The sequence below is a fragment of the Streptomyces sp. NPDC030245 genome, assembly GCF_055572995.1.
In genome coordinates this window covers 198,542-220,109 of the sequence record NZ_JBVICF010000004.1, presented here as the reverse complement: position 1 = coordinate 220,109, position 21,568 = coordinate 198,542, and the positions used below count along the sequence as shown (strand labels likewise).

Annotated in this window: 19 protein-coding genes; 10 read left to right on the top strand and 9 right to left on the bottom strand. The window is 71.2% G+C overall.

Annotated elements, in window-relative coordinates:
- Positions 1-82 precede the first annotated feature (82 nt).
- A complete protein-coding gene (locus ACZ4Z4_RS13040; RefSeq protein WP_468326334.1) occupies positions 83-820 on the top strand; it encodes a GDSL-type esterase/lipase family protein in 738 nt (245 codons plus the stop codon).
- 73 nt (positions 821-893) lie between these two features.
- Here the strand turns inward: ACZ4Z4_RS13040 and ACZ4Z4_RS13035 are convergent, their stop codons facing one another.
- Positions 894-1,334, bottom strand: coding sequence for a hypothetical protein (locus ACZ4Z4_RS13035; protein WP_468326332.1), 441 nt, complete (start codon positions 1,332-1,334; stop codon positions 894-896).
- 83 nt (positions 1,335-1,417) lie between these two features.
- Here ACZ4Z4_RS13035 and ACZ4Z4_RS13030 point away from each other — a divergent pair, with 83 nt between their 5' ends.
- A complete protein-coding gene (locus ACZ4Z4_RS13030; protein WP_468326331.1) occupies positions 1,418-2,227 on the top strand; it encodes a helix-turn-helix domain-containing protein in 810 nt (269 codons plus the stop codon).
- Positions 2,224-2,466 (top strand): DUF397 domain-containing protein, encoded by a 243-nt coding sequence (locus ACZ4Z4_RS13025; RefSeq protein ID WP_468326329.1) that lies wholly within the window; start codon positions 2,224-2,226, stop codon positions 2,464-2,466. Before ACZ4Z4_RS13030 ends, ACZ4Z4_RS13025 begins: the two co-directional genes overlap by 4 nt.
- Positions 2,467-2,471: 5 nt before the next feature.
- On the opposite strand, the gene ACZ4Z4_RS13020 is transcribed toward ACZ4Z4_RS13025, so the two are convergent.
- Positions 2,472-2,978 (bottom strand): carboxymuconolactone decarboxylase family protein, encoded by a 507-nt coding sequence (locus ACZ4Z4_RS13020; RefSeq protein ID WP_468326327.1) that lies wholly within the window; start codon positions 2,976-2,978, stop codon positions 2,472-2,474.
- Between the two features lie 22 nt (positions 2,979-3,000).
- On the opposite strand from ACZ4Z4_RS13020, the gene ACZ4Z4_RS13015 reads away from it, so the two are divergent.
- The 3 genes from ACZ4Z4_RS13015 to ACZ4Z4_RS13005 all read left to right on the top strand — a co-directional run bounded on the left by ACZ4Z4_RS13015 (position 3,001) and on the right by ACZ4Z4_RS13005 (position 5,229).
- Entirely contained in the window at positions 3,001-3,513 is a 513-nt protein-coding gene (locus tag ACZ4Z4_RS13015; protein ID WP_468326326.1) for a MarR family winged helix-turn-helix transcriptional regulator, read from the top strand.
- Between the two features lie 81 nt (positions 3,514-3,594).
- Entirely contained in the window at positions 3,595-4,185 is a 591-nt protein-coding gene (locus ACZ4Z4_RS13010; protein ID WP_468326324.1) for a Uma2 family endonuclease, read from the top strand.
- Positions 4,186-4,236: 51 nt separating this feature from the next.
- Complete coding sequence (locus ACZ4Z4_RS13005) at positions 4,237-5,229, top strand: aldo/keto reductase (RefSeq protein WP_468326322.1); 993 nt, start codon at positions 4,237-4,239, stop codon at positions 5,227-5,229.
- Between the two features lie 143 nt (positions 5,230-5,372).
- Here the strand turns inward: ACZ4Z4_RS13005 and thpR are convergent, their stop codons facing one another.
- A complete protein-coding gene (gene thpR / locus ACZ4Z4_RS13000) occupies positions 5,373-5,963 on the bottom strand; it encodes an RNA 2',3'-cyclic phosphodiesterase (protein ID WP_468326321.1) in 591 nt (196 codons plus the stop codon).
- Between the two features lie 24 nt (positions 5,964-5,987).
- Here thpR and ACZ4Z4_RS12995 point away from each other — a divergent pair, with 24 nt between their 5' ends.
- Positions 5,988-6,518: a GNAT family N-acetyltransferase gene (locus ACZ4Z4_RS12995; RefSeq protein WP_468326319.1), complete on the top strand. Its 531-nt coding sequence runs from the start codon at positions 5,988-5,990 to the stop codon at positions 6,516-6,518.
- 22 nt (positions 6,519-6,540) lie between these two features.
- On the opposite strand, the gene ACZ4Z4_RS12990 is transcribed toward ACZ4Z4_RS12995, so the two are convergent.
- The 3 genes from ACZ4Z4_RS12990 to ACZ4Z4_RS12980 form a co-directional block, all read right to left on the bottom strand.
- A complete protein-coding gene (locus ACZ4Z4_RS12990) occupies positions 6,541-7,887 on the bottom strand; it encodes an MFS transporter (RefSeq protein WP_468326317.1) in 1,347 nt (448 codons plus the stop codon).
- Positions 7,888-8,034: 147 nt separating this feature from the next.
- Positions 8,035-8,472, bottom strand: a complete 438-nt coding sequence (locus ACZ4Z4_RS12985; protein ID WP_468326316.1) for a MarR family winged helix-turn-helix transcriptional regulator — start codon at positions 8,470-8,472, stop codon at positions 8,035-8,037.
- Between the two features lie 191 nt (positions 8,473-8,663).
- Positions 8,664-10,112, bottom strand: a complete 1,449-nt coding sequence (locus ACZ4Z4_RS12980; protein WP_468326314.1) for an NCS2 family permease — start codon at positions 10,110-10,112, stop codon at positions 8,664-8,666.
- Between the two features lie 195 nt (positions 10,113-10,307).
- Here ACZ4Z4_RS12980 and ACZ4Z4_RS12975 point away from each other — a divergent pair, with 195 nt between their 5' ends.
- Both ACZ4Z4_RS12975 and ACZ4Z4_RS12970 read left to right on the top strand, forming a co-directional pair.
- Positions 10,308-10,565: a DUF2530 domain-containing protein gene (locus ACZ4Z4_RS12975; RefSeq protein WP_468326312.1), complete on the top strand. Its 258-nt coding sequence runs from the start codon at positions 10,308-10,310 to the stop codon at positions 10,563-10,565.
- A gap of 95 nt (positions 10,566-10,660) precedes the next feature.
- The gene (locus ACZ4Z4_RS12970; RefSeq protein WP_468326311.1) at positions 10,661-13,063 is read left to right on the top strand and encodes a cation-translocating P-type ATPase; all 2,403 of its coding nucleotides are present in this window, start codon (positions 10,661-10,663) and stop codon (positions 13,061-13,063) included.
- 40 nt (positions 13,064-13,103) lie between these two features.
- Here the strand turns inward: ACZ4Z4_RS12970 and ACZ4Z4_RS12965 are convergent, their stop codons facing one another.
- From ACZ4Z4_RS12965 to ACZ4Z4_RS12955, 3 genes are all read right to left on the bottom strand, one after another.
- Positions 13,104-13,946, bottom strand: coding sequence for a calcium-binding protein (locus ACZ4Z4_RS12965; RefSeq protein ID WP_468326308.1), 843 nt, complete (start codon positions 13,944-13,946; stop codon positions 13,104-13,106).
- A gap of 226 nt (positions 13,947-14,172) precedes the next feature.
- Positions 14,173-17,475, bottom strand: coding sequence for a sacsin N-terminal ATP-binding-like domain-containing protein (locus tag ACZ4Z4_RS12960; protein ID WP_468326305.1), 3,303 nt, complete (start codon positions 17,473-17,475; stop codon positions 14,173-14,175).
- A gap of 552 nt (positions 17,476-18,027) precedes the next feature.
- Positions 18,028-18,966, bottom strand: a complete 939-nt coding sequence (locus tag ACZ4Z4_RS12955) for a DUF3027 domain-containing protein (protein ID WP_468326302.1) — start codon at positions 18,964-18,966, stop codon at positions 18,028-18,030.
- A 1,144-nt stretch (positions 18,967-20,110) separates the two neighbouring features.
- Between ACZ4Z4_RS12955 and ACZ4Z4_RS12950 the strand changes: the two genes are divergently transcribed.
- A complete protein-coding gene (locus tag ACZ4Z4_RS12950) occupies positions 20,111-21,505 on the top strand; it encodes an MFS transporter (protein ID WP_468326866.1) in 1,395 nt (464 codons plus the stop codon).
- The last annotated feature ends 63 nt before the right edge of the window (positions 21,506-21,568 follow it).

The window sequence follows — 21,568 nt, the reverse complement described above, 5'->3', positions numbered from 1 at the left end:
CCCAAGAGTGCCATCCGCGCTCCCGGGCGGAGTGCGCAGCCTCACATCGCAGGCGCGGGCCGCGATCCGGGATGATGTCCGGATGCTCAGGTTCATGTTCGTCGGCGACTCGATGACCATCGGAAGCGCCGGGGAACACACCTGGCGCTACCGGATGTGGCAGCACCTGCGCGCCACCCTCGGCCCCGGGGGCGTCGCCGTGGTCGGCCCGCGCACGACCCTCCACGACAAGGCGACGGGAGAACCCAGCTCCCACGACTACGCCGCTGACGTCCCCCCGGACTTCCCCCGCCACCACCTGGCGGGCTGGGGCGAGGGCTGGCTGCACATGGCCCCCCGCATAGCCGACGCACTGTCCCGCGACCCGGCCGACATCCTCCTCGTCTCCCTCGGCCTGATCGACCTCGGCTTCTACACGAACGCGGACCAGACGACGGAGAACGTCCGCGCCTTCGTCACGGCGGCCCGCGCGACGAACCCCCACGTCCGGATGGTCCTGCTCCCCGTCATCCCAAACACCCGCGCGACCTCGGACGCCCCGTTCGCAAGCGAGGTCGCCCACTTCAACGAACTCCTGGCAAAGACGACGGCAGACCTGGACACCCCGACTTCCCCCCTGCTTCTGGCCTCCCCACCCCCTTCGTACGACATCCATCTGGACACCTACGACGGCACACACCCGAACGCGAGCGGCGAACACAAACTGGCATCGGCGTTCGCTGAGGCGCTGTTCCAGGGGTGGGGCATCGGCGGTCCCTACGCCACCCTCACGGGCGATGGCACCGACGCGCATGCTGGCCGCGCTGTCCCGGGACCCTGACACGGACTACGGCCAGGCGCAGGGCCTCAGGACCACTGAATGATGGCTCGCCGACGCGGCTGCACGTGCCGGGTCACGTACGCGGGCGCCACGCAGCCCGGGGCCAGGGATCGGTGCGCGCCAACGTCTCGTGCAACAAATCACCCTCCACGAAGGGGACTTCACTCGTGGGGCGTGACCTCCAGTCCAGCGGCCACGTGTAGCCGTCCAGCGCGGGCACGCCGACGTACGCGAGGTTTCCCGCGCGCCGGCTCAGCGCACGCGCGCCAGCCGGCCAGCTGTATGACTCCGCCGCCTGCGGGGGCAGCAGGAAGTACAGGTAGCGTCCGCCCGTCGCCTCGCGGACGATCGGGCCCGCGCGGAACTCCGTGAACTGCATCAGGTCGTACGCGACCTGTTCGCCCAGCGCGCCTTCGATCCGTACCGCGTCGAAGTGAATGCCCGCGTGCCGCAGGGCGTGGCCCGTCGCCGGGATCCAGTCGTGGACCCTGAGTGATGAGGTTTCCGAGTTCATGCAGCAGATGCTGTCGGGCGCTCACATACTGTGACCAGGGATTCACAGGCGTCGTGCTGCGCTGTGCACTTGGGGAGGTCGCTGTGCACTCCGGTGAACGAGGGTCGGAGACGTTCGGTGCGCTGTTGCGCTTCTACCGTGAGCGGGCCGGGATGACCCTGGAGGCACTGGGCGCGCATGTTCAGTACTCCAAGTCGCAGGTGGCGATGGTGGAGCGCGGGGAGCGAGCACCCAAGGGCAAGTTGGTCGAGATTGCTGATGAGGTGCTGGGCGCGCAGGGTGCATTGATGCTGCTCGCGGAGAAGGAGTTCGGGAGCAGCGGGCTGCGGCCCTGGACCGAGGACTACCTGGCCGAGGAGAAGAAGGCCGCCGCCCTTCACGTGTACCAGAGCCACGTGATCCCCGGTTCGCTCCAGACAGAGGCGTATGCCCGGGCCGTCTACAACTGCAACTGCTACCCGACCCTGGACGACGACGAGGTCGAGAAGCGGGTGGTCGACCGCGTGGGTCGCCAGCAGCTGTTTCAGCGCAGGCCCACACCGAACGTCAGTTACGTCCTGGAGGAGAGCACTCTCACCCGTCCCATCGGCGGCCCGCCCGTCCTCAAGGAGCAGCTGCACCACATCCTCGGAATCAGCCAGCTGCGACACGTCGAGATCCAGGTCATGCCGCATGAACGGCAGGTCCATGCGGGACTGAACGGCTCGATGATTCTGCTGGAGACAGCAGAGCGACGTCAGCTCGCCTATGTGGAGGGCCACCGAGGCGGCTACTTCGTAAGCGAACAGCCGGACCTGGGAGACCTGTTCGGCAAATATGGCATTCTGCGGGCGCAGGCTCTGACCCCGGAAGAGTCAGCGGAGCTGATCGAACAGGTGGCGCAGGGACTATGAGCGTGGACCGCAACTGGTTCAAGAGCAGTTACAGCGGCGGCGAGGGCGAATGCATCGAGGTAGCCCTCACCTGGACCAAGTCCACATACAGCGGCAGTGAAGGCGAATGCCTGGAAGTCGCCGCCACCCCCACCACCATCCACATCCGCGACTCAAAGCTGAACCCGGCCGGGCCCACCCTCCACATAGCCCCCGCCACCTGGACCGCCTTCCTGGCGCCCCACGGCGAGGCGGACTGACGCGCTCAGGTCGCCCGCGTCAGCCGATTCGCCAGCGTCGACATCGTGTACGTGCCGATGCCCAGGACGACTTCGAGGGCATTGCGCTCGGTCCAGCCGTGGGCGAGGAACGCCTTCAGGTCCGCGTCGTCGACCCCGCCCGCCGTGGCGAGGACGGTCAGCGTGAACTGCCGCACCGCTTCGAGGGGTTCGTCAGAGAGAGCCCGTCCCTCGCGGAGGGACGCGATCAGCTCGGGCGACGCGCCCAGCTTGCGCAGCTTGCCCGTGTGGAGCGTGACGCAGATGTGGCAGTCGTTGCGCGTCGCGACCGTCATGATGACGACCTCGCGGGCGACGGGTTCGAGGGTCGTCCGGTCGAAGGCCGCGGTCATCTCCAGGAAGCCGTTGAGGAGTTCGGGCGACTCGGCTAGGCGGGCGACGGCGTTGGGCAGGTGGCCGAAGGCGCGCTCGACGCCCTCCATGGCGGGGCGGGACTCGGGCGGGGCGGACTCCACGGTGTGCTCGGCGAACATGCATCCCCCTACTATCGACAACATGGTTGACGATGAGAAGGTAAACCAGGTTGACGACCCACGCAAGGGAGGTGAGGTCCGGGGATATGAACTGCCGCTGCTCCTCTTCGCCGGGTTCCGCACCCTCATCGACCGCCTCCACGCCGAACTCGCCGAGCAGGGCCACCCCGACCTCCGCCCCGCGCACGGGTTCGCGATGCAGGCCATCGGGGCGGACGGCGCCACCGCCAGTGAGGTCGGGCGGCGGCTCGGCGTCTCCAAGCAGGCGGCGGGCAAGACGGTCGACCGCCTCATCGCCCTCGGATACGCCGCCCGCACCGACGACCCGGCCGACGCCCGCCGCAAGCTGGTCGAGCTCACCCCGCACGGGTTCGACGCGCTGCGCCGGTCGGCGGCGGTCTTCGACGAGTTGCGGGCGGAGTGGGCGGCGACCGTGGGCGCGGACCGCCTCACCGACCTGGAGTCGGCCCTCCGCACGGTCGTACCGCCGGACGCCTTCCGGCTCGACGCGGCGGGGTGGCTGGGCGGCTCGTGACCGGACGTGACCTTGGCTCCGTGCGTATCGTTGTACTGCGCGGCTGCACTCGACCGAGGGCGGTCGGGGAGGAGCGCCACGATGACCGTCGTGGAGACCGACAGGATCGCCATGGCCGAAGACGACGTCGAGTGGGACTTGGACCGCTGGTTCGAGCTGCTCGAGCGGATGACCCCCGAGGGAATCAAGGCAGAAGTTGTCGAGGGGGCCGTTTCTATGGTGCCGCAGCGGAATGTGCACTGGCAGATCATCCGAAGGGTTCTCTACGCCCTGGACGACAGGTTCGGCCGGGACACGCTGGTCATGACGGACGTACGCATCGACTTCCCCGGCTATCAGAACGGCTTCTGCCCTGACATGGCGAAGCTCAAGGATGGATCGAAGCCGGACGAGGAAGGCCGCTGGCGGTACCAGGACGTGGAGTTCATCGCCGAGGTCATCTCCCGAGGCACCGCAATGAACGACTACGGCCCGAAGAAGGCCACCTACGCCGAAGCGGGCGTCCCCGTCTACCTCATCGCCGACCCGTACCAGCGCCGCTGCCACGTCTACACCGACCCCAAGGACGGCGAGTACCGCACCGAGTCGAAGTCCGACTTCGGCGAGGAGGTCGACCTGACCGGCACCGTCCTCGGCCTCGTCCTCAAGACCGACGGTTTCCCCCGCGACTGACCGAGCCCCCCCCTTGCCTAGAGCCCACTCCACCCCGTTGGCTAGGACCCCATGAGGTACACGCAGCTGGGACGCACAGGGCTCAAGGTCAGCCGGCTCACGCTCGGCACCATGAACTTCGGGCCGCTCACCAACGAACCCGACAGCCACACACTCATGGACGCCGCGCTCGACGCGGGCGTCAACTTCTTCGACACCGCCAACACCTATGGCCAGAGCGTGGGCAAGGGCCGCACCGAGGAGATCCTCGGCACCTGGTTCACCCAGGGCGGCGGCCGGCGCGACAAGGTCGTGCTCGCCACCAAGGTGTACGGGAACATGGCCCCGGACGGGGAAGCCTCCTGGCCCAACCACGAACGGCTCTCCGCCCTCAGCATCCGCCGCGCCGTCGACGCGTCGCTCAAGCGGCTCCAGACCGACCACATCGATCTCTACCAGTTCCACCACATCGACCGGCTGACGCCGTTCGAGGAGATCTGGCAGGCCATCGACGTCCTGGTGGGGCAGGGCAAGATCCTCTACGCCGGGTCCTCCAACTTCCCCGGCTACAAGATCGCCCAGGCCAACGAGACCGCCCGCAGGCTCGGCAGCTACGGCCTCGTCAGCGAGCAGTGCCTCTACAACCTCGCCGCGCGCGACGCCGAGATGGAGGTCATCCCCGCCGCCCAGGACTACGGCCTCGGCATCATCCCGTGGTCGCCGCTGCACGGCGGGCTGCTCGGCGGCGTGCTGAAGAAGGAGGGCGAGGGGTCGCGCCGCACCGGCGGGCGCGCCGCCGCCGAGCTCGCCAAGCCGGAGGTCCGCGCGCAGGTCCAGGCGTACGAGGACCTGCTCGACAAGCACGGCCTGGAACCCGGCGAGGTCGCCCTGGCCTGGCTGCTCACCCGGCCCGGCGTCACCGCGCCGATCGTCGGCCCGCGCACGGCGGAGCAGCTCGACTCCGCACTGCGCGCCGTCGATCTGGAACTGCCCGCGGAAGTCCTCGACGCGCTCGAAGAGATCTTCCCCGGGCCCGGCCCTTCGCCGGAGTCCTTCGCCTGGTGAGGCCGGGCGGAGGTTGAGAGGGGGGCGGTGGCGCCCCCGGCGGCTAACCGCCGACCGCGGACGCCACCGCCACCACGACGAACATCAGCACGAGCACACCGGCCATGATCCGGTTTCTGGTCTTCGGGTCCACACCGTCGAGGTTAACCGGCGCCGCCCGGCTCCCGGACGCCGCCTCCCAGATTCCAGCGCCCGACCGCCTCGTACCGCGGCCGCTCCCCCGGCACTCCGCTCCGCGGCAGGTCGCTGCGTACGAGAGTCAGCTCGCGGACGGTCCACGCGGTGCCCTCGAAGGAGCGGAGCGCGTCCGCGTACGGCGCGAGATCCGGCTCGCCGCGGCCGCGCGCCACCGTGAGGTGCGGGCGGTAGTGCCGGTGCTCCTCCATCGTGATGCCCGCCTTGCGGGCCGCCGCGTCCGCCCGCGCGGCCAGCAGCCGCAGCGCGGCCACGTCGCCCGCGGCGCCCGCCCACAGCGCCCGGTTGCCGAAGTGCCCGCCGCCGCGCAGGGAGAGGGTGAAGGGCGGCGTGCGGCGCGCGGCCCGCTCCAGGCGCGCGGTGAGGTCGGGCACCGTCCCGTCGTCGACCTCCGCCATGAAGGCGAGCGTGAAGTGCCAGCCGTCCCGCGCCGTCCAGCGCAGCTCGTCCGCGCCCGGCAGCTCCCGCAACGCGCCCAGGGAGGCGGCCAGTTCGGCGATCACGGAGTCCGGCGGGAGGACGGCGGCGAAGAGTCTCATGGGAGCGAACGCTAGCCTCCCGGCATGAGTGACTGGGAGTCCATAAAGATCCGGCCGGGCTGTGCCGAAGACGTTCCCGCCGTCCTCTCGCTCTTCGACGGAGCCGTGGAGTGGCTCGTCTCGCGGGGGCGTACGGGACAGTGGGGCACCAAGCCCTGGTCGGAGAATCCGAAGGCCGTCGCCCTGGTCGAGAAGTACCTGACGACGGGCGAACCGTGGATCGCGGAGATCGGCGGCCAGGTCGCGGGCACGGTGACGCTCACCGACGGGCCCGGCGGCGACACCATCCCCGCGGCGGACGAACCCGAGCGGTACATCCACCTGCTCGCCGCCGACCGCCGCCGCTTCGCGGGCCGCGGCGTGGGCCGCGCGCTGCTCGCGCACGCCGTCGAGGAGACCCGCAGGCAGGGCGTCCGGCTGCTGCGGGTCGACTGCTACCGGGGCGAGGACAGGGCTCTCGTCGCGTACTACGAGAGCAACGGCTTCACCGCCACCGTGCCCTTCACGGGCCCGGACGGCAGCTGGCCCGGCCAGGTGCTCGAACAGCGCGTCTGACACCTGGCCCGGCCACGCGGGGTCACGCCGCGGTCGCCAGCTCCCGCTCCCTCGGCACGAACTGCACGTGCTGCCGGCCGCGGCGCAGGTCCACCTTCAGCCGCAGGTTCGCGGCGCGGGCCAGCATCAGGCCGACGCCGATCGCGGCGAGCGCGCAGACGAGGCCGCCGACGGCCATGCTGATCCGCACGCCGTACGCGTCGGCGAGCCAGCCGAAGAGCGGGCCGCCGAGCGGTGTGCCGCCGGTGAAGACCATCATGAACAGCGACATGACGCGGCCCCGCATCTCCGGGTCCGTCGCCATCTGCACCGAGGAGTTGGCGGTGACGTTCACCGTCAGGCCGAGGATGCCGATCGGCACGATCAGCGCGACGAACATCCACAGGTCGGGCGCGAACGCGGCCACGACCTGGAGGACGCCGAAGGCCACCGCGGCGCCCGCGAGCAGCCGCAGCCGCGAGGTGCCCCTGCGGGCGGCGAGCAGCGCGCCGGCCAGCGAACCGATCGCCATCAGGGTGTTGAACAGCCCGTACATCCCCACGCCGCCGTGGAAGATGTCGTCCGCGAAGGCGCTCAGCCAGATCGGGAAGTTGAAGCCGAAGGTGCCGATGAAGCCGACGAGGACGATCGGCCAGATCAGCTCGGGGTTCTTCGAGACATAGGTCAAGCCCTCGCGCAGCTGTCCCTTGCCGCGCGCCTTGCGCGGGGTGTGGTGCAGCTCGGCGGTGCGCATCAGCAGGAGGCCGGTGAGCGGTGCGAGGAAGGACAGGCCGTTGGCGAGGAACGCCCAGCCGGGTCCCACGGCGGCGGTCAGCGCGCTCGCCACGGCGGGGCCGATGAGGCGGGCGGACTGGAAGTTGGCGGAGTTCAGCGAGACGGCGTTGCGGACCTGGTCGGGGCCGACCATCTCGGAGACGAAGGACTGCCGCGTCGGGTTGTCGACGACGGTGACGAGGCCGGTGAAGAAGGCCGCGAAGTAGACGTGCCAGACCTGGACGTGGCCGCTGAGCGTCAGCGCGGCGAGGAAGAGCCCGCTGAGGCTCATCGCGCCCTGCGTGACGAAGAGCAGGTTCCGCTTGGCGAAGCGGTCGGCGATCACGCCGCCGTACAGGCCGAAGAGGAGCATCGGCAGGAACTGCATGGCCGTGGTGATGCCGACGGCCGCGGAGGACCCGGTGAGGCTCAGCACCAGCCAGTCCTGGGTGATGCGGGCCATCCAGGTGCCGGTGTTGGAGACGACGGCGCCGGTCGCGAAGAGCCGGTAGTTGCGGATCCTCAGCGAGCTGAACATCGAGGTCTTGCGGGGGCGGGCGGGGGTGTCGAGGGTGGTTGGTGCGGGGGCGGAGTCTGCTCCGGATCCCGTACTCAAAGTAGGTTCGCCTCCTTGGCGTACGTGCGCGTACGTAATGTCTGACGCTCCCGGCCGGTCGGCGGGAGTCCCGCCGGGCGCGGGGACCACACAGGCCCCAGGGGCACCCGCGAGGTACTGCGGGAGTACCCACGGGGCTCCGCGGGACTACAGGTGGGCGAGCTTCTCCAGGACGGGCGCGGCGGCGCGCAGCCGCTCCCACTCGTCCTCGTCGAGGTGCTCGACCAGACCCGCCAGCCAGGCGTTCCGCCTGCGGCGGCTCTCTTCGAGCATCGCTTCGGCGGTCTCCGTCTGGGTCACCACCTTCTGGCGGCGGTCCTCCGGGTGCGGTTCGAGCCGGACCAGCCCCTTGGCCTCCAGCAGGGCCACGATGCGGGTCATCGACGGCGGCTGCACGTGCTCCTTGCGGGCGAGCTCGCCCGGGGTGGCGGAGCCGCAGCGGGCGAGGGTGCCGAGCACCGACATCTCGGTGGGGCTCAGCGACTCGTCGACCCGCTGGTGCTTGAGTCGACGGGACAGGCGCATCACAGCGGAGCGCAAGGCGTTCACGGCGACGGCGTCGTCACCATGGGAGAGGTCCGGCATGTTTGTTAGCGTAACTCATTACCCTAGCTAAGGACCACTTGGTTTTCCCCGCTTACCGCGCCCCACCCATTCGTCACCCGAACGAGTGAGGTGGCCAAAAGAGGAATGAGCGTCCAGGACCATGTGGTCCGGACGCCCATTCGGGACGACTTCGACGAACGCTCAGGTCAGACCACTCAGGTCAGATCCGCTCAGGTCAGATCCAGCGCCGGCATCAGGTAGTAGAAGGCGAAGACCGCCGACACCGCGTACATCGCGACCGGCACCTCACGGCCGCGACCGGACGCGAGCCGCAGCACGGTGAAGGTGATGAAGCCCATGCCGATGCCGTTCGTGATCGAGTACGTGAACGGCATCATCAGCATCGTCACGAACGCGGGGATCGCGATGGTGTGGTCCGCCCAGTCGATCTGCCGGATGGAACCGGACAGGATCAGGAAGCCGACCGCGAGCAGCGCGGGCGTGGCCGCCTGGGACGGGACCATCGTGGCGAGCGGCGTGAGGAACAGCGCGACGGCGAAGAGCCCGCCGGTGACGACGTTGGCGAAGCCGGTGCGGGCCCCCTCGCCGACGCCCGCCGTGGACTCCACGAAGCAGGTGGTGGCGGAGGAGGACGAGGCGCCGCCCGCGGCGACGGCGATGCCGTCGACGAAGAGGACCTTGTTGATGCCGGGCATGTTGCCGTTGGCGTCGGTGAGCTTGGCCTCGTCGCCGACGCCCATGATCGTGCCCATCGCGTCGAAGAAGCACGAGAGCAGCACGGTGAAGACGAAGAGGACGCCGGTGAGGATGCCGACCTTCTCGAACCCGCCGAACAGGCTGATCTCGCCGACGAGCCCGAAGTCCGGCGTCGAGACGGGGTTGCCGGGCCACTCCGGGGAGGTCAGGCCCCAGGAGGGGATGTCCGCGAGCGAGTTGATGATCATCGCGACGATCGTCATGACGACGATGCTGATGAGGATGGCGCCCGGCACCTTGCGTACCAGCAGGGCCAGGGTGAGCAGCACGCCGAGCACGAAGACGAGGACGGGCCAGCCGTTGAGGTGGCCGTCGCCGCCGAGCTGGAGCGGGACGGTGGTGTGCGCGGCGTCCGGCATGCGCGAGACGAAGCCCGAGTCGACGAGGCCGATCAGCATGATGAAGAGGCCGATGCCGATCGCGATGCCCTTGCGCAGGCCCAGCGGCACGGCGCTCATCACGCGCTCCCGCAGCCCGGTCGCGACCAGCAGCATCACCACGAAGCCGGCGAGGACGACCATGCCCATCGCGTCGGGCCACGACATGCGGGGCGCGAGCTGGAGGGCGACGACGGTGTTCACGCCGAGGCCCGCGGCGAGCGCGATCGGGACGTTGCCGATGACGCCCATCAGGAGCGTGGTGAAGGCGGCGGTGAGCACGGTCGCGGTGACCAGCTGCTTGTTGTCGAGCTGGTGCCCGTACATGTCCTTCGCGCTGCCCAGGATGATCGGGTTCAGCACGACGATGTAGGCCATCGCGAAGAAGGTGGCGAAGCCGCCGCGGACTTCCCTGGCGAGGGTCGAGCCACGCTCCGAGATCTTGAAGAATGCGTCGAGGCCGTTCTGCGGGGCCTTCGGCGGCTCTTTACGGGCATCGACCGGAGCGCTGGCCGAGGAAGACATGGAAAACCTCATGACCTGTGAATGAAGAAGGTGAAGTGCCGAGCTTCGCGAACTTGTACCTTCATACGAAAGCAATCGGCCATTAACGAGCCGTTTCAGTATGAATACATGAAGCCGAAATCGCTATCTCCGCGCGTAGACCCCTGGGGGGCCATGGGTGTACGGGGTCCCGGTCCCGCCTCGTAAGGTGTACGCATGGCGAAGTGGACCCCACAGCACGAGGCGCCGGAGCCCCTTGAGGGCCCCGTGGTCGCCACCATCACGGGCGGCACGATCCTCTGGTTCGTCCTCTTCCTGGTCCAGCTGCCGTTTTACGGCTGGTTCGACGACCGCGACGCCACCTGGTGGGTGTGGACCTGCCTGGCCGGCGCGGGCCTCGGCCTCATCGGCATCTGGTACGTGCGGGGGCGCGACGCCGCCATCAAGAGGGCGAAGGTCACACAGCAGCAGTAGTCCGTACAACCACAGGACGGGTCGAGTCCTACCCTGGTCGGATCTTTGGGGCATTCAAGGGGTGAAGCCCAAGCACCGCCCTTACCGTCGAATGCATGACGCATATCGATGCCGGCGCCGAGCTCGACCCGGTCCACCCGGTGCCGCCGCCCCCAGGGCGGGCCACCGGCCTGACCACCGCGGAGGTCGCCGAGCGGGTCGCCCGCGGCGAGGTCAACGACGTACCGGTCCGCAGCTCCCGCTCCCTGGGCGAGATCATCCGGGCCAACGTCTTCACCCGCTTCAACGCGATCATCGGCGTGCTCTGGGTGATCATGCTCTTCGTGGCGCCGATCCAGGACAGCCTCTTCGGCTTCGTCATCGTCGCCAACACCGGCATCGGCATCATCCAGGAGTGGCGCGCCAAGAAGACCCTGGATTCGCTCGCCGTCATCGGCGAGGCCAAACCCACCGTCCGGCGCGACGGCAGGGCCGTGGAGATCTCCACCTCCGAGATCGTCCTCGGCGACGTGGTGGAGCTCGGCCCCGGCGACAAGATCCCGGTGGACGGCGAGGCCGTCGAGACCGACAGCCTGGAGGTCGACGAGTCGCTCCTCACCGGTGAGGCCGACCCGGTCGTCAAGAAGCCCGGCGACAAGATGATGTCCGGCTCGTTCGTGGTCGCGGGCGGCGGCGCCTTCACCGCCACCAAGGTCGGCCGCGAGGCGTACGCGGCGCAGCTCGCCGAGGAGGCCAGCCGCTTCACGCTCGTCCACTCCGAGCTGCGCTCCGGCATCTCCACGATCCTCAAGTACGTGACGTGGCTGATGGTCCCCACCTCCATCGGCCTGGTGATCTCCCAGCTCGTCGTCAAGGACGACAACTTCAAGGAGTCCATCGCGTACACCGTGGGCGGGATCGTCCCCATGATCCCCGAGGGGCTCGTCCTCCTCACCTCCGTGGCCTTCGCGATCGGCGTGATCCGCCTCGGCCGCAAGCAGTGCCTCGTCCAGGAGCTCCCCGCGATCGAGGGCCTGGCCCGCGTCGACACGGTCTGCCTCGACAAGACCGGCACCCTCACCGAGGGCGGCATGGACGTCACCGAGCTGCGCACCCTCAACGGCAGCGACGAGGGTTACGTCCGCAAGGTCCTCGGCGCCCTCGGCGAGTCAGACCCGCGGCCCAACGCCTCGCTCCAGGCGGTCATCGACGCCTACCCCGACAGCGAGGACTGGCGCTGCACGGAGTCGCTTCCGTTCTCCTCGGCCCGCAAGTACAGCGGCGCGTCCTTCAGCGAGGGCGACGGCACCGAGTCGACCTGGCTGCTCGGCGCGCCCGACGTCCTGCTGCCCGACGGCGACGCGTCCCTCGCCGAGATCGAGGAGCTCAACCAGCAGGGCCTGCGCGTGCTGCTCCTGGCCCGCGCGAGCGGCGCCCTCGACGACGCCGACGTCGCCTCCGGGGCGCGCGCCACCGCGCTGGTCGTCCTCGAACAGAGGCTGCGCCCCGACGCCGCCGACACCCTGCGCTACTTCGAGGAGCAGGACGTCGCCGCCAAGGTCATCTCCGGTGACAACGCCGTCTCGGTGAGCGCCGTCGCGGGCAAGCTCGGTCTGCCCGGCGCGGAGAACACGGTCGACGCGCGCAAGCTGCCCACCGAGCGGGACGAGATGGGCGAGGCCCTCGACGACAACTCCGTCTTCGGCCGCGTCACCCCGCAGCAGAAGCGCGACATGGTCGGCGCGCTCCAGTCACGCGGCCACACGGTCGCGATGACGGGTGACGGCGTCAACGACGTCCTGGCCCTCAAGGACGCCGACATCGGCGTCTCGATGGGCTCCGGCTCGGAGGCCACGCGCGCCGTCGCGCAGATCGTGCTCCTCAACAACAGCTTCGCGACGCTGCCGTCGGTCGTCGCCGAGGGCCGCCGCGTCATCGGCAACATCACCCGCGTCGCCACGCTGTTCCTGGTCAAGACCGTCTACTCGGTGATCATCGCGCTGCTGGTGGTCTGCTCGCAGGTCGAGTACCTCTTCCTGCCGCGCCACCTGACGCTGCTCTCCACCCTGACGATCGGCGTCCCCGCCTTCTTCCTCGCGCTCGCCCCCAACAAGGAGCGCGCGAAGCCGCACTTCGTCCGCAGGGTCATGCGGTACGCGATCCCCGGCGGCGTCATCGCGGGCGTCGCCACCTTCGCGACGTATCTGCTGGCCCGGCACCACTACGAGGGCGCGGGCGCGCGGGAAGCCGAGACCAGCGCGGCGACCCTGGCGCTGTTCCTGATCGCCATGTGGGTGCTCGCCATCATCGCCCGCCCCTACACGTGGTGGCGGATCGGCCTCATCGGCGCGATGGGTCTCGGCTTCCTGCTCGTGCTGACCGTGCCCTGGCTCCAGGACTTCTTCCAGCTGAAGCTGGTGGGCACGACGATGCCGTGGGCGGCGGTCGCGATCGCGGCGGTGGCCTCACTCGCCATCGAGGTCGTCTACCGCGTGGTGGACCGCCGCTTCCCCGCCTGACGGCGGGCGGCTGCTACCGGCTTTCTGCTGCCGGCGGCTGCTACTGGACGTCGACGAAGTCGCTGGTGGACGTCACCGACGGGGTCGTGGACGTGCCCGCGAAGACGTAGCGGTAGTAGCCGTCGGCCGAGGCCGTCACCGTGGTCTTCAGGTTGCCCTTGGTGTCGGACTTGACCGTCTTGAGGGTGGTGTAGCTGCTGGCACCCTTCTTCTTGTACTGAAGCTTGACGTCCTGCTTGGTGTAGCCGGCGTACTTCGCGGTGTCCCAGTTGGCGCGGGTCAGGGCGCCCGTGACCGTGAGGGTCTTGCCCTTCTTGATGGGCTCCGGGGAGGCGTTGGTGGTGAGCTTGGCGGCGCGCTTCACCGAGACGTTGGTCGGGTACGAGTCCGTGGACATGTGGTCGCCGTCCTTGCCCTGGGCGATCGTCCAGACCTTCCACTTGCCGGCGAGGATGTTGCTGTAGATGTTCACGTTCGGGTCGGCGACGACCGTCGTGGTGCAGGTGGACGTGGTGTCGTCGACGACCTTGCAGTCGCCCTCCATGACGTCGGGGACCATCGAGCCGTCGATGCCGTCCTCCGCGTCGAAGTCGGTGCCGTGCCACAGGAACGCGGTGGCGTCCTCGATGCCGGTCGGGTCGGTCGCGGTGACGGCGATCTTGACCGTCTTCTTGGCGGAGGTGCCGACGACGATGTCCTTGCCGCCGTTGACGGTGACCTTCGTGATCTTGGTGTCGCCGACGACCTCGTCCGCGGCGGACTTGGCGACGAAGGAGGAGAGGTTCGGAGCCTTCGGGGCGTCGTCGGCCTGGGCGGCCGGGACAGCGAGTGCGGACAGGGCCAGGGTGCCGGACAGTGCGGCCACGGTGGCACGGATGCGCATGTGTTTCCCCAGTTGGAGAAGGGGGCCTCGCGGTGCATTGCCGTCACGCGAGGCCCGAGTGATCTAGGAGTCTGTTGACTCGCAAGATCAGACTCGCCACTGAAGGGAACGGTTGTACGACGGGTTAAGAAAATGTGACCGAGTTGTGGAATGCCCTGTTCCATCCCGGGTCGGCAGGTGGCCGTCGGGTCGGAACAGGGCATTCCGAACGGGCATGCGTGGCGCGTCAGTCGAACCAGCGGTCCCGAGCCAACTCCGCCGTCCGCGACGGATCTTCGAGCAGCGCCGCCACCTCGAAGCGGCGCGGCCACTGGCCCGCCGCCCAGGCCAGACCGGCCGCGACCCCCTCCACGGTCGCCGCGTGCACGACACCGTCCGGGGTGCGGCGCCAGTCCAGCTCCACACCGCCCGCCACCAACTCCTCGTACTCGACGTACGTCTTCGGAGTCGACGCCCCGAGCAGGGTCCGCACCGACTCCGGCACCGCGTGCTCGACGCCCTCCCCCGACGGCTCCGCGGCCACCGTTTCGCTCAGCCGCCGCACCTGGAACAGCTCCGCGAGGTCCCCCGCCCTGCCGGGCCGCACGGGCAGCAGCGCCACACCGCCGGCCAGCGGCAGCAGATCGGGCGCGTCGGCGACCACCGCGTCCGCCGCGTCGACGACCACGACCTCACCGTCCACCACCGCGCGCAACTCGTCCGGCAGGGTCACCTGCTCCGGGTCGAGATCGGCCAGCGCCCCGTACAGGGCGTGCAGTTGCGCGGCCGAGACGGCCCTCTCCGGATCCGCGAGCCGGTCGAGCAATTCGGCCGCGCCACCCGGTTCCTTCAACAGCGCGGCCACGGACGTCCGTACGCCCAGAGCCCGCAGCACCTGCTCGTCGCCGAAGCCGGACGCGTCCGCCGCGTCGTAGAGCCCGGTGAGCAGCGGATCGCCGCCCTCCGCCCGCAGTCCGGCGGGCCGGCGGCCGTCGAGGACCGGGTGGCCGCGCAGCCACCACGCGGTGTACGAACGGACCGTCTCCGTCGTCCCGTCCGGCAGCAGCACCCGCAGCGGCTGCGTCAGCGCGTCCCGCAGCGGCGGACGCGACAGCATCGCCAACGCCTGCGGCCAGCAGTCGTCGTCGACCAGGTCGAGATCCCGTACGGCGACGATCTCGGTGGCCACCGGCGGCACCGGAGTGTCCGGCAGCCGGTCGAGCACGTCCTCGCACCACACGTCCACGGCGTCGAGCAGACCCGCGTCGTCCGGCTCGGCGAAGTCGCTGTCGCGGGGCTCCAGTTCGTCGGGGTCGAGGACGACGTCGGTGGCGCGTACGAGAGCGAACGTGGCGAGCACACCGCAGGCGGCGAGCGGCTGCTCCCCCCACCGCTCCGCCAGCTCCTCCTCCACGTACGCCAGCTCACCCTCCCGCATGACCTGCGCGAAAGGGCTGCCCGGCAGGACGAGCTCGCCCGCCGGGGAGAGCTCACCGTCCTCGTCGGGCAGCGCGAGGGCGGCCAGCCACGGCTCGTCGCCCGGGGCGAGGTTCGCGTCCCGCACGAGCCCGAGCACGACGTCCGCCAACTCCTCGGCGTCCAGCGCGTCCTCGTCCCACGCGTCGTCGTCGAGGGACGCGGCCACGGCCGCACGGACCTGCGGCGTCGTGAGGACGGCGCGCGGTGTCGCGGGCAGCGCGCCGAGCTTCTCCAGGAGCGGATGGACGGCGTCCGGATGGGCGACCTTCAGGCCGAGGCGGGCCAGGGACGCCGGATCGCGCTCGTCCCCGGGTGCGGGGAGCAGCACCTGCCGGGGCCCGATCGTCGTACGCCCTCCCCCGGAGCCGAAAGCCTGGGAAGTGCCCCCGGCGAGCGGCACCGGCAGCCCGGACAGCCGGTCCGGGTCGACCCCCGCCAACGTCTCGTACAGCCGCCGCCACCAGCCCGGCTCCCGCTCAAGACCCGCGAGACGGTCCACCGCCTCGGTCAGCGGAACGCGCGCGACACCGAGCGTGCGCAGCTCGGCACGGCGCTCCAGGCCCGCGGGCAGCAGACTCGGCAGCACCTCGGCGAGCACCCGGACGGTGTCCGCGCCGGCGCCCTCCACGACCTCCGCGTCGCGCGGCCGCAGCGTCTCCGGCAACTCGTCCTCTTCGCCCTCGGCGCGGGGCAGGGCGGGCGGCAGGAAGGCGGTGCGGGGCAGCCGGTCCAGGATGGCCTGCCGCAGCGCGCCGTCCAGCTCGCTCCTGCCGAGCGGGCCCGGCACCAGGGAGATGACCTCCTCCGTGACCGGCCGCCAGTCGGCGAGCAACTCCACGTAGGCCTCCGCGGCCCGCTCCACCAGGAAGTCGCTCAACGGCCCCGGAGCCGCGTGCCGCCGCGCGGTGTCCAGCGGGAACGACGCGAGGAGCAGCGCCGGTACGCCCAACGGCTCGTCGCTCGGCGTCGGCGCGTGCACGACGGGGCTGGTCCGGGGCCGCACCGGGGCACCGTCACCGTCCGTCGGCACGGCCCACGTCACGGACCAGTACGGACGGAGCCGCTCCTCGACGGGCCGGTCCTTGAGCAGGCGGGCGTCGAGCGGCCCGTGCCGGCTGACGGTGCGCCAGCGGGTGGTGCCGTCGCGGGTGTCGTCGATGACGGTGTACGGGGGGCTGGTCGCCTCGTTCGGGGTGCTGGTCGCCTCGTCCGGGGTCTCGCTACGGTGGGGCAGCGTGCGAGTCGTCCCGTCCGGGGTCTCGGTACGGCGGCGCAGGGTGCGGGTCGCCCCGTCCGGGGTAGCGATGGTGACTTCTTCGAGGCCCGGCAGGGCGAGGAGCAGCGCGTCGTCGACGCCGTCGAGGAGGCGCGCCACGAGGTCCTCCGCGGCGGCGTCGCGCAGCGGCAGGATGACGACCGTGTCGTACCCGGCGGGGGCGGTGCCCTCGGCGGCGAACGGAAGCCGCAGCAGCGGGACGTGGCCGCCCCGCCGCCTCACCTCGTCCCCGAGCCCCGGGCTGAACCTGGCGGTCTCCGCGGCCAGTTCCCGCGCCTCGTCGAGCGACCAGCGGACGCCGCCGGTACGCCCGACGACGGCGGGCTCGTCGCTGACGGCGAGCACGGCGGCGAAGCCGACGCCGAAGCGGCCGACGCTGGTGGCGGCGCTGGGCGCGGCGTCCTCCGCACCGGCCTCCGCACCGGTCCACGCGCCGGTCCCCGCACCGATATCCCCACCGGTCTCCCGCTTCGCGGAAGCGCGGAGGGTGGAGAGGGACTCGACCCCGGCGGCGTCGAGCGGCGCGCCGGTGTTCGCCGCGGCGAGGACCCCGCCGCGCAGGGTCAGCGCCAGCCGGCCCGGCACGCCCGCGCGGGCGGCGGCGTCCGAGGCGTTCTGGGCGAGCTCCACGACGAGCCGGTCGCGGTAGCCGCCGAGGGCGAGGTCCTCCTCGGCGTTGGCGTCCTCACGGAAACGGGCCGGCGCCGCCGCCCACGCGTCGAGGACTCCGCGGCGGAGGCGGGCGGTGCCGAAGGGATCCGTACCCTCGGCCGCCGGCCGCACGGTCTTGCTCACGGTGGACTGTCTCCTCTTGTGGTGGCTGCGGCTTGTGGTGGCTGCGGACGCGTGCGGCGCGTGTGCGGGTGCGTCTGTGTGCTTTGGGGCGGGAGCTTGGTGCTTTGGCTTGGTGCTTGGTGCTTGATGCTTGGCCTGCGGGCGAACGGTACCGCGTCCCGCCGGGAGCGTCGCAGGACGGAGCCGCTGCTCCGCTTGGCGAGGCGGGCGTGTTGCGCGCGGCCTGTGAGGCGGGCGTCCTTGCCGCCCCTTCGCGGCGATCGCTCCCACCCACCCACCCGTGCGCCCCGCACCGCAAGGTGGACGCGGTGCGCCGCTGCGCGGCGGAGGGGCGGTCGGGTTTTGTGCGGTCCGTGGGGCGGGGGGTCGCCGCCGCTTCGCGGCGGGTTCACGCGCGGCGCTCACTCACCCCGTCAGGGGTGATGAAAGGGCGGGTGGGTGGGGAAAACGCCGCGAAGCGGCGGCGCGGGGCTTGTGCGCGCAGGGGGACTGATGCGGCTACCCGGCCAAGGCGGGCGGCGGCCACAAATCCCCCGCCCCCCGCCGCCGGAACTACGAGTGGCCGAGGTCCTCCCCAGGCCCCTCCCCGCTCACCGACCCGGAATCCGCCGCGGGCCGCAGCGGCAGTACGTCCACCCGCGTCTCGTCCAGCACCGGCGGCGCCGGCCGCGGCGGCTTCGGCATGACCGCGGCCTCCGAGTGCCCACCGCACCCGTACGACAGGGACACCACGTGCCCGTCCGCCGGCCCGAACTCATTGCCGCAGATACCGAACGCCTGCCCGAGCGAGCCACCGATCCGCACCAGGAATCCGCAGCTGACGCACGCCGCGGGCGCCGCCTGCGCCATCGCGGTCTTCGCCCCGTACGCCTCGTCCCAGCGGTCCGCGGCGACATGCAGCCCGTACCGGGACAGCACCCGCGCCCGCCGCATGCCCAGTTCGTCGGCGATCGCCGCGATGGAACCGCGGGCCGGCGCGACCGGCAGCTCGGCGGGCGACACCGGCGTGATCTCGGCGTCCTCCGCCTCGACGAGCTCGGCCATCTCCTCCGACACCGCGGAGTTCGGCGGCGGCTCCTCCTCGCCCGAGTAACCGGGCTCCAGACGCAGGTCCTCCGCGTCCGTCGGCAGCAGGTCCCCCGGGCCCATGTCGCCCGGCCGCAGCCGCTCGCTCCACGGCACCCACTCGGGGGCGAGGAGTGCGTCGGGGCCCGGCAGCAGCACCGTCTCGTCGAGGGTGACGACCTTGGCCCGCGAGGCGCGGGCCACCGTCACGGCCCACCGCCAGCCGCGGTAGCCGAATTCCTTGCACTCGAAGAGGTGCGTGACGACGCGGTCGCCCTCGACCACGACCTCGACATGCTCGCCGACCACACCGGGCGCGGCGGCCTCCTCGGCCGCGGCGCGTGCCAGGCCGACCGCCTCGGCGCACAGGCGGTCCGGGGTACGCGGGGTGCGCGGGGTACGGCTTCGCGTTGTCGCTGCGCTCACAAGTATCGCTTCTCTCCTACGCCGTCTCACGAGTGCGCCACCCTTACGCGGGGGTACGGACGGAGCGGACCAGAGGGCCGCGTCAACGTCCGCGCCCGACGTTCTCGGGCGCACCTACGTCACCCATTCTGCGGGATGACCGAGAGGCGCGCGGCCAAGAACAACCGCCGCAGGCGCGCTACGCACGCTACCTTCTCCTGGCCCCTGGGCCTACACCGACGTACGCCCCCGCGCCCCGGCCCACCCTCATCCCCCTCCCCCACACCCCCCTGCGCCCACACCCCGCACCGTCCCTCCCCGGCGCTTCCCCCACCCACCTCACCCCTCCCGTCCCGCCCGGGCAACCGCGTCAGTCCCCCTGCGCGTACTCGCCCCGCGCCACCAATCCCCGGCGTTTCCCCCACCCACCTCACCCCTTCCACCACCCCTCCCGTTTCGCCCGAGCACCCGCACCAGTCCCCCTGCGCGTACTCGCCCCGCGTCGCCGCTCCGCGGCGTTTCCCCCACCCACCCGCCCTTCCATTTCCCCCTGCGGGTGGGTGGGCGCCGGGTAGGGCCCCGCCGCGCAGCGGCGCAACAACGTCCACGCTGCGGTGCGGGGCGCACGGGCGGGCGGGTGGGAAAACTCGCCGCGCAGCGGCGCGACACGCTCCGCGCTGCGGTGCCGGGCAAACGGGTGGGTGGGTGGGAAAACTCGCCGCGAAGCGGCGGGGAGCCTTTGCCGCGCAGCGGCGCTTCGCGTTCACGCTGCGGTGCGGGGCAAACGGGTGGGTGGGTGGGAAGAACCCGCCGCGAAGCGGCGAAGGGAACATCCGCCTCGCGGGATGCGGGAAGCCCGACCTACCCCCGCCGCGCAGCGGCGCACCGCCTCCACGCTGCGGTGCGGGGCAAACGGGTGGGTGGGCGGGAAAAACCCGCCGCGAAGCGGCGGAGAGAACGTCCACCCCGCGGAGTGCGGAAAGCCCGACCGCCCCCCGGGGCCCACCGCGCCGCGCAACCGAGTGGGCGCCAAAGCCCCGTGTCCGGGTGGGCTGCGCCCGCCCCCACCAGGCGGCCCAGCACAGGGCGCCACGGCTCACAGCCAGTATTCGCACTTGTAGTGCCCCCAAGGGGGCACTATGACGGGGTGGCCCCCACCAGGTCGATGTCCGTAGGAACCGTCTCGCCGGGACCGGCGAGACGAACCGCCCGTGCGCTGGCCCGCGCCCTCCACCTCCCCTTCACCGGCACCGCCCGAGGCATCCGCAAGGCCACCCACGCCCACGGGGCGGGCGAGTCGGGGCTCGGGAAGCTCATCGAGCTGCACGCCGTGAACGGCGCGGGTGACGTCATGATCACCGTCGCCCTCGCCTCCACCGTCTTCTTCTCGGTGCCGACCGACGAGGCCCGCGGCCGCGTCGCGCTCTACCTCGCCATCACGATGGCACCGTTCACGCTCCTCGCCCCCGTCATCGGCCCGCTCCTGGACCGCCTCCCGCACGGCCGCCGTGCCGCGATGGCCGGCGCGATGCTGGCCCGTGCGCTGCTCGCGCTGGTCCTCTCGGGCGCGGTGGTGACCGGCAGCGTGGAGCTCTATCCCGCCGCGCTCGGCGTGCTCGTCGCCTCCAAGGCGTACGGGGTGGTCAGAAGCGCCGTCGTGCCCCGCCTCCTGCCACCGGGGTTCTCCCTGGTCAAGGCCAATTCGCGGGTCACACTCGGCGGTCTGCTCGCCACCGCCGTCGCGGCGCCCGCCGGCGCGGGGTTGCAGGCGCTCGGGCCGCGCTGGCCGCTGTACGGCGCCTTCGTGATCTTCGTCTCCGGGATGTTCCTGTCGTTCTCGCTGCCGCACAAGGTCGACTCGTCGAAGGGCGAGAGCAAGGCCCTGCTCGCCGCCGACGAGGAGCATCTGCATCTGCACGCCCGAGCCGAGGCCGAGGCCGACACCTTCCGCAAGCGGCGCCTCGGGCTGCGTACGGTCGGCCCCGCCGTCACCCACGCCCTGGCGGCCAACGCGTCGCTGCGCTGTCTCTCGGGCTTCCTCATCTTCTTCCTGGCGTTCCTGCTGCGGGAGCATCCGCTCGCGGGGCAGAGCGCGGCGGTGTCGCTCGGCATAGTGGGCGTGGCGGCGGGCGCGGGCAACGCGCTGGGCACGGCGGTCGGGGCCTGGCTGAAGTCCCGGGCTCCGGAGCTCATCATCGTGACGGTCGTCGCGGTGGTGCTGGGCGTGGCGGTGACGTCCGCGCTGTTCTTCGGCGCGGTGGCCGTCGCCTGCCTCGGCGCGTGCGCGGGTTTCGCGCAGGCCCTGTCGAAGCTGTCCCTGGACGCGCTGATCCAGCGGGACGTCCCGGAACAGGTCCGCACCTCCGCGTTCGCCCGTTCCGAGACGCTGCTCCAGATGGCCTGGGTGGTCGGGGGCGCCGTGGGCATCGCGCTGCCGCTGATCGGGACGCTGGGTCTCTCGGTGGCGGCCGGGATAGTGGCGGTGGGCTGGCTCTCGACCGTGCGCGGTCTGCTTCTCTCCTCCCGGCACAGCAGCCCCCGCCGCGCCCGGGTGGTGTGAGACGCCCCACCCGGCGACGGCACGCCGCGACCCCCGCGTAACAGCACCCCTGGACGCGCCCGA

Bases quoted from the DNA above. Each gene is read 5' to 3' on its own strand.
- thpR (WP_468326321.1), bottom strand. From the start codon at position 5,963: ATGAGACTCTTCGCCGCCGTCCTCCCGCCGGACTCCGTGATCGCCGAA.
- ACZ4Z4_RS12965 (WP_468326308.1), bottom strand. From the start codon at position 13,946: ATGCGCATCCGTGCCACCGTGGCCGCACTGTCCGGCACCCTGGCCCTG.
- ACZ4Z4_RS12980 (WP_468326314.1), bottom strand. From the start codon at position 10,112: ATGTCTTCCTCGGCCAGCGCTCCGGTCGATGCCCGTAAAGAGCCGCCG.
- ACZ4Z4_RS12995 (WP_468326319.1), top strand. From the start codon at position 5,988: ATGAGTGACTGGGAGTCCATAAAGATCCGGCCGGGCTGTGCCGAAGAC.
- ACZ4Z4_RS13010 (WP_468326324.1), top strand. From the start codon at position 3,595: ATGACCGTCGTGGAGACCGACAGGATCGCCATGGCCGAAGACGACGTC.
- ACZ4Z4_RS12970 (WP_468326311.1), top strand. From the start codon at position 10,661: ATGACGCATATCGATGCCGGCGCCGAGCTCGACCCGGTCCACCCGGTG.
- ACZ4Z4_RS13020 (WP_468326327.1), bottom strand. From the start codon at position 2,978: ATGTTCGCCGAGCACACCGTGGAGTCCGCCCCGCCCGAGTCCCGCCCC.
- ACZ4Z4_RS13005 (WP_468326322.1), top strand. From the start codon at position 4,237: ATGAGGTACACGCAGCTGGGACGCACAGGGCTCAAGGTCAGCCGGCTC.
- ACZ4Z4_RS12950 (WP_468326866.1), top strand. From the start codon at position 20,111: ATGTCCGTAGGAACCGTCTCGCCGGGACCGGCGAGACGAACCGCCCGT.
- ACZ4Z4_RS13035 (WP_468326332.1), bottom strand. From the start codon at position 1,334: ATGAACTCGGAAACCTCATCACTCAGGGTCCACGACTGGATCCCGGCG.
- ACZ4Z4_RS12975 (WP_468326312.1), top strand. From the start codon at position 10,308: ATGGCGAAGTGGACCCCACAGCACGAGGCGCCGGAGCCCCTTGAGGGC.
- ACZ4Z4_RS12985 (WP_468326316.1), bottom strand. From the start codon at position 8,472: ATGCCGGACCTCTCCCATGGTGACGACGCCGTCGCCGTGAACGCCTTG.
- ACZ4Z4_RS13040 (WP_468326334.1), top strand. From the start codon at position 83: ATGCTCAGGTTCATGTTCGTCGGCGACTCGATGACCATCGGAAGCGCC.
- ACZ4Z4_RS13015 (WP_468326326.1), top strand. From the start codon at position 3,001: ATGGTTGACGATGAGAAGGTAAACCAGGTTGACGACCCACGCAAGGGA.
- ACZ4Z4_RS13025 (WP_468326329.1), top strand. From the start codon at position 2,224: ATGAGCGTGGACCGCAACTGGTTCAAGAGCAGTTACAGCGGCGGCGAG.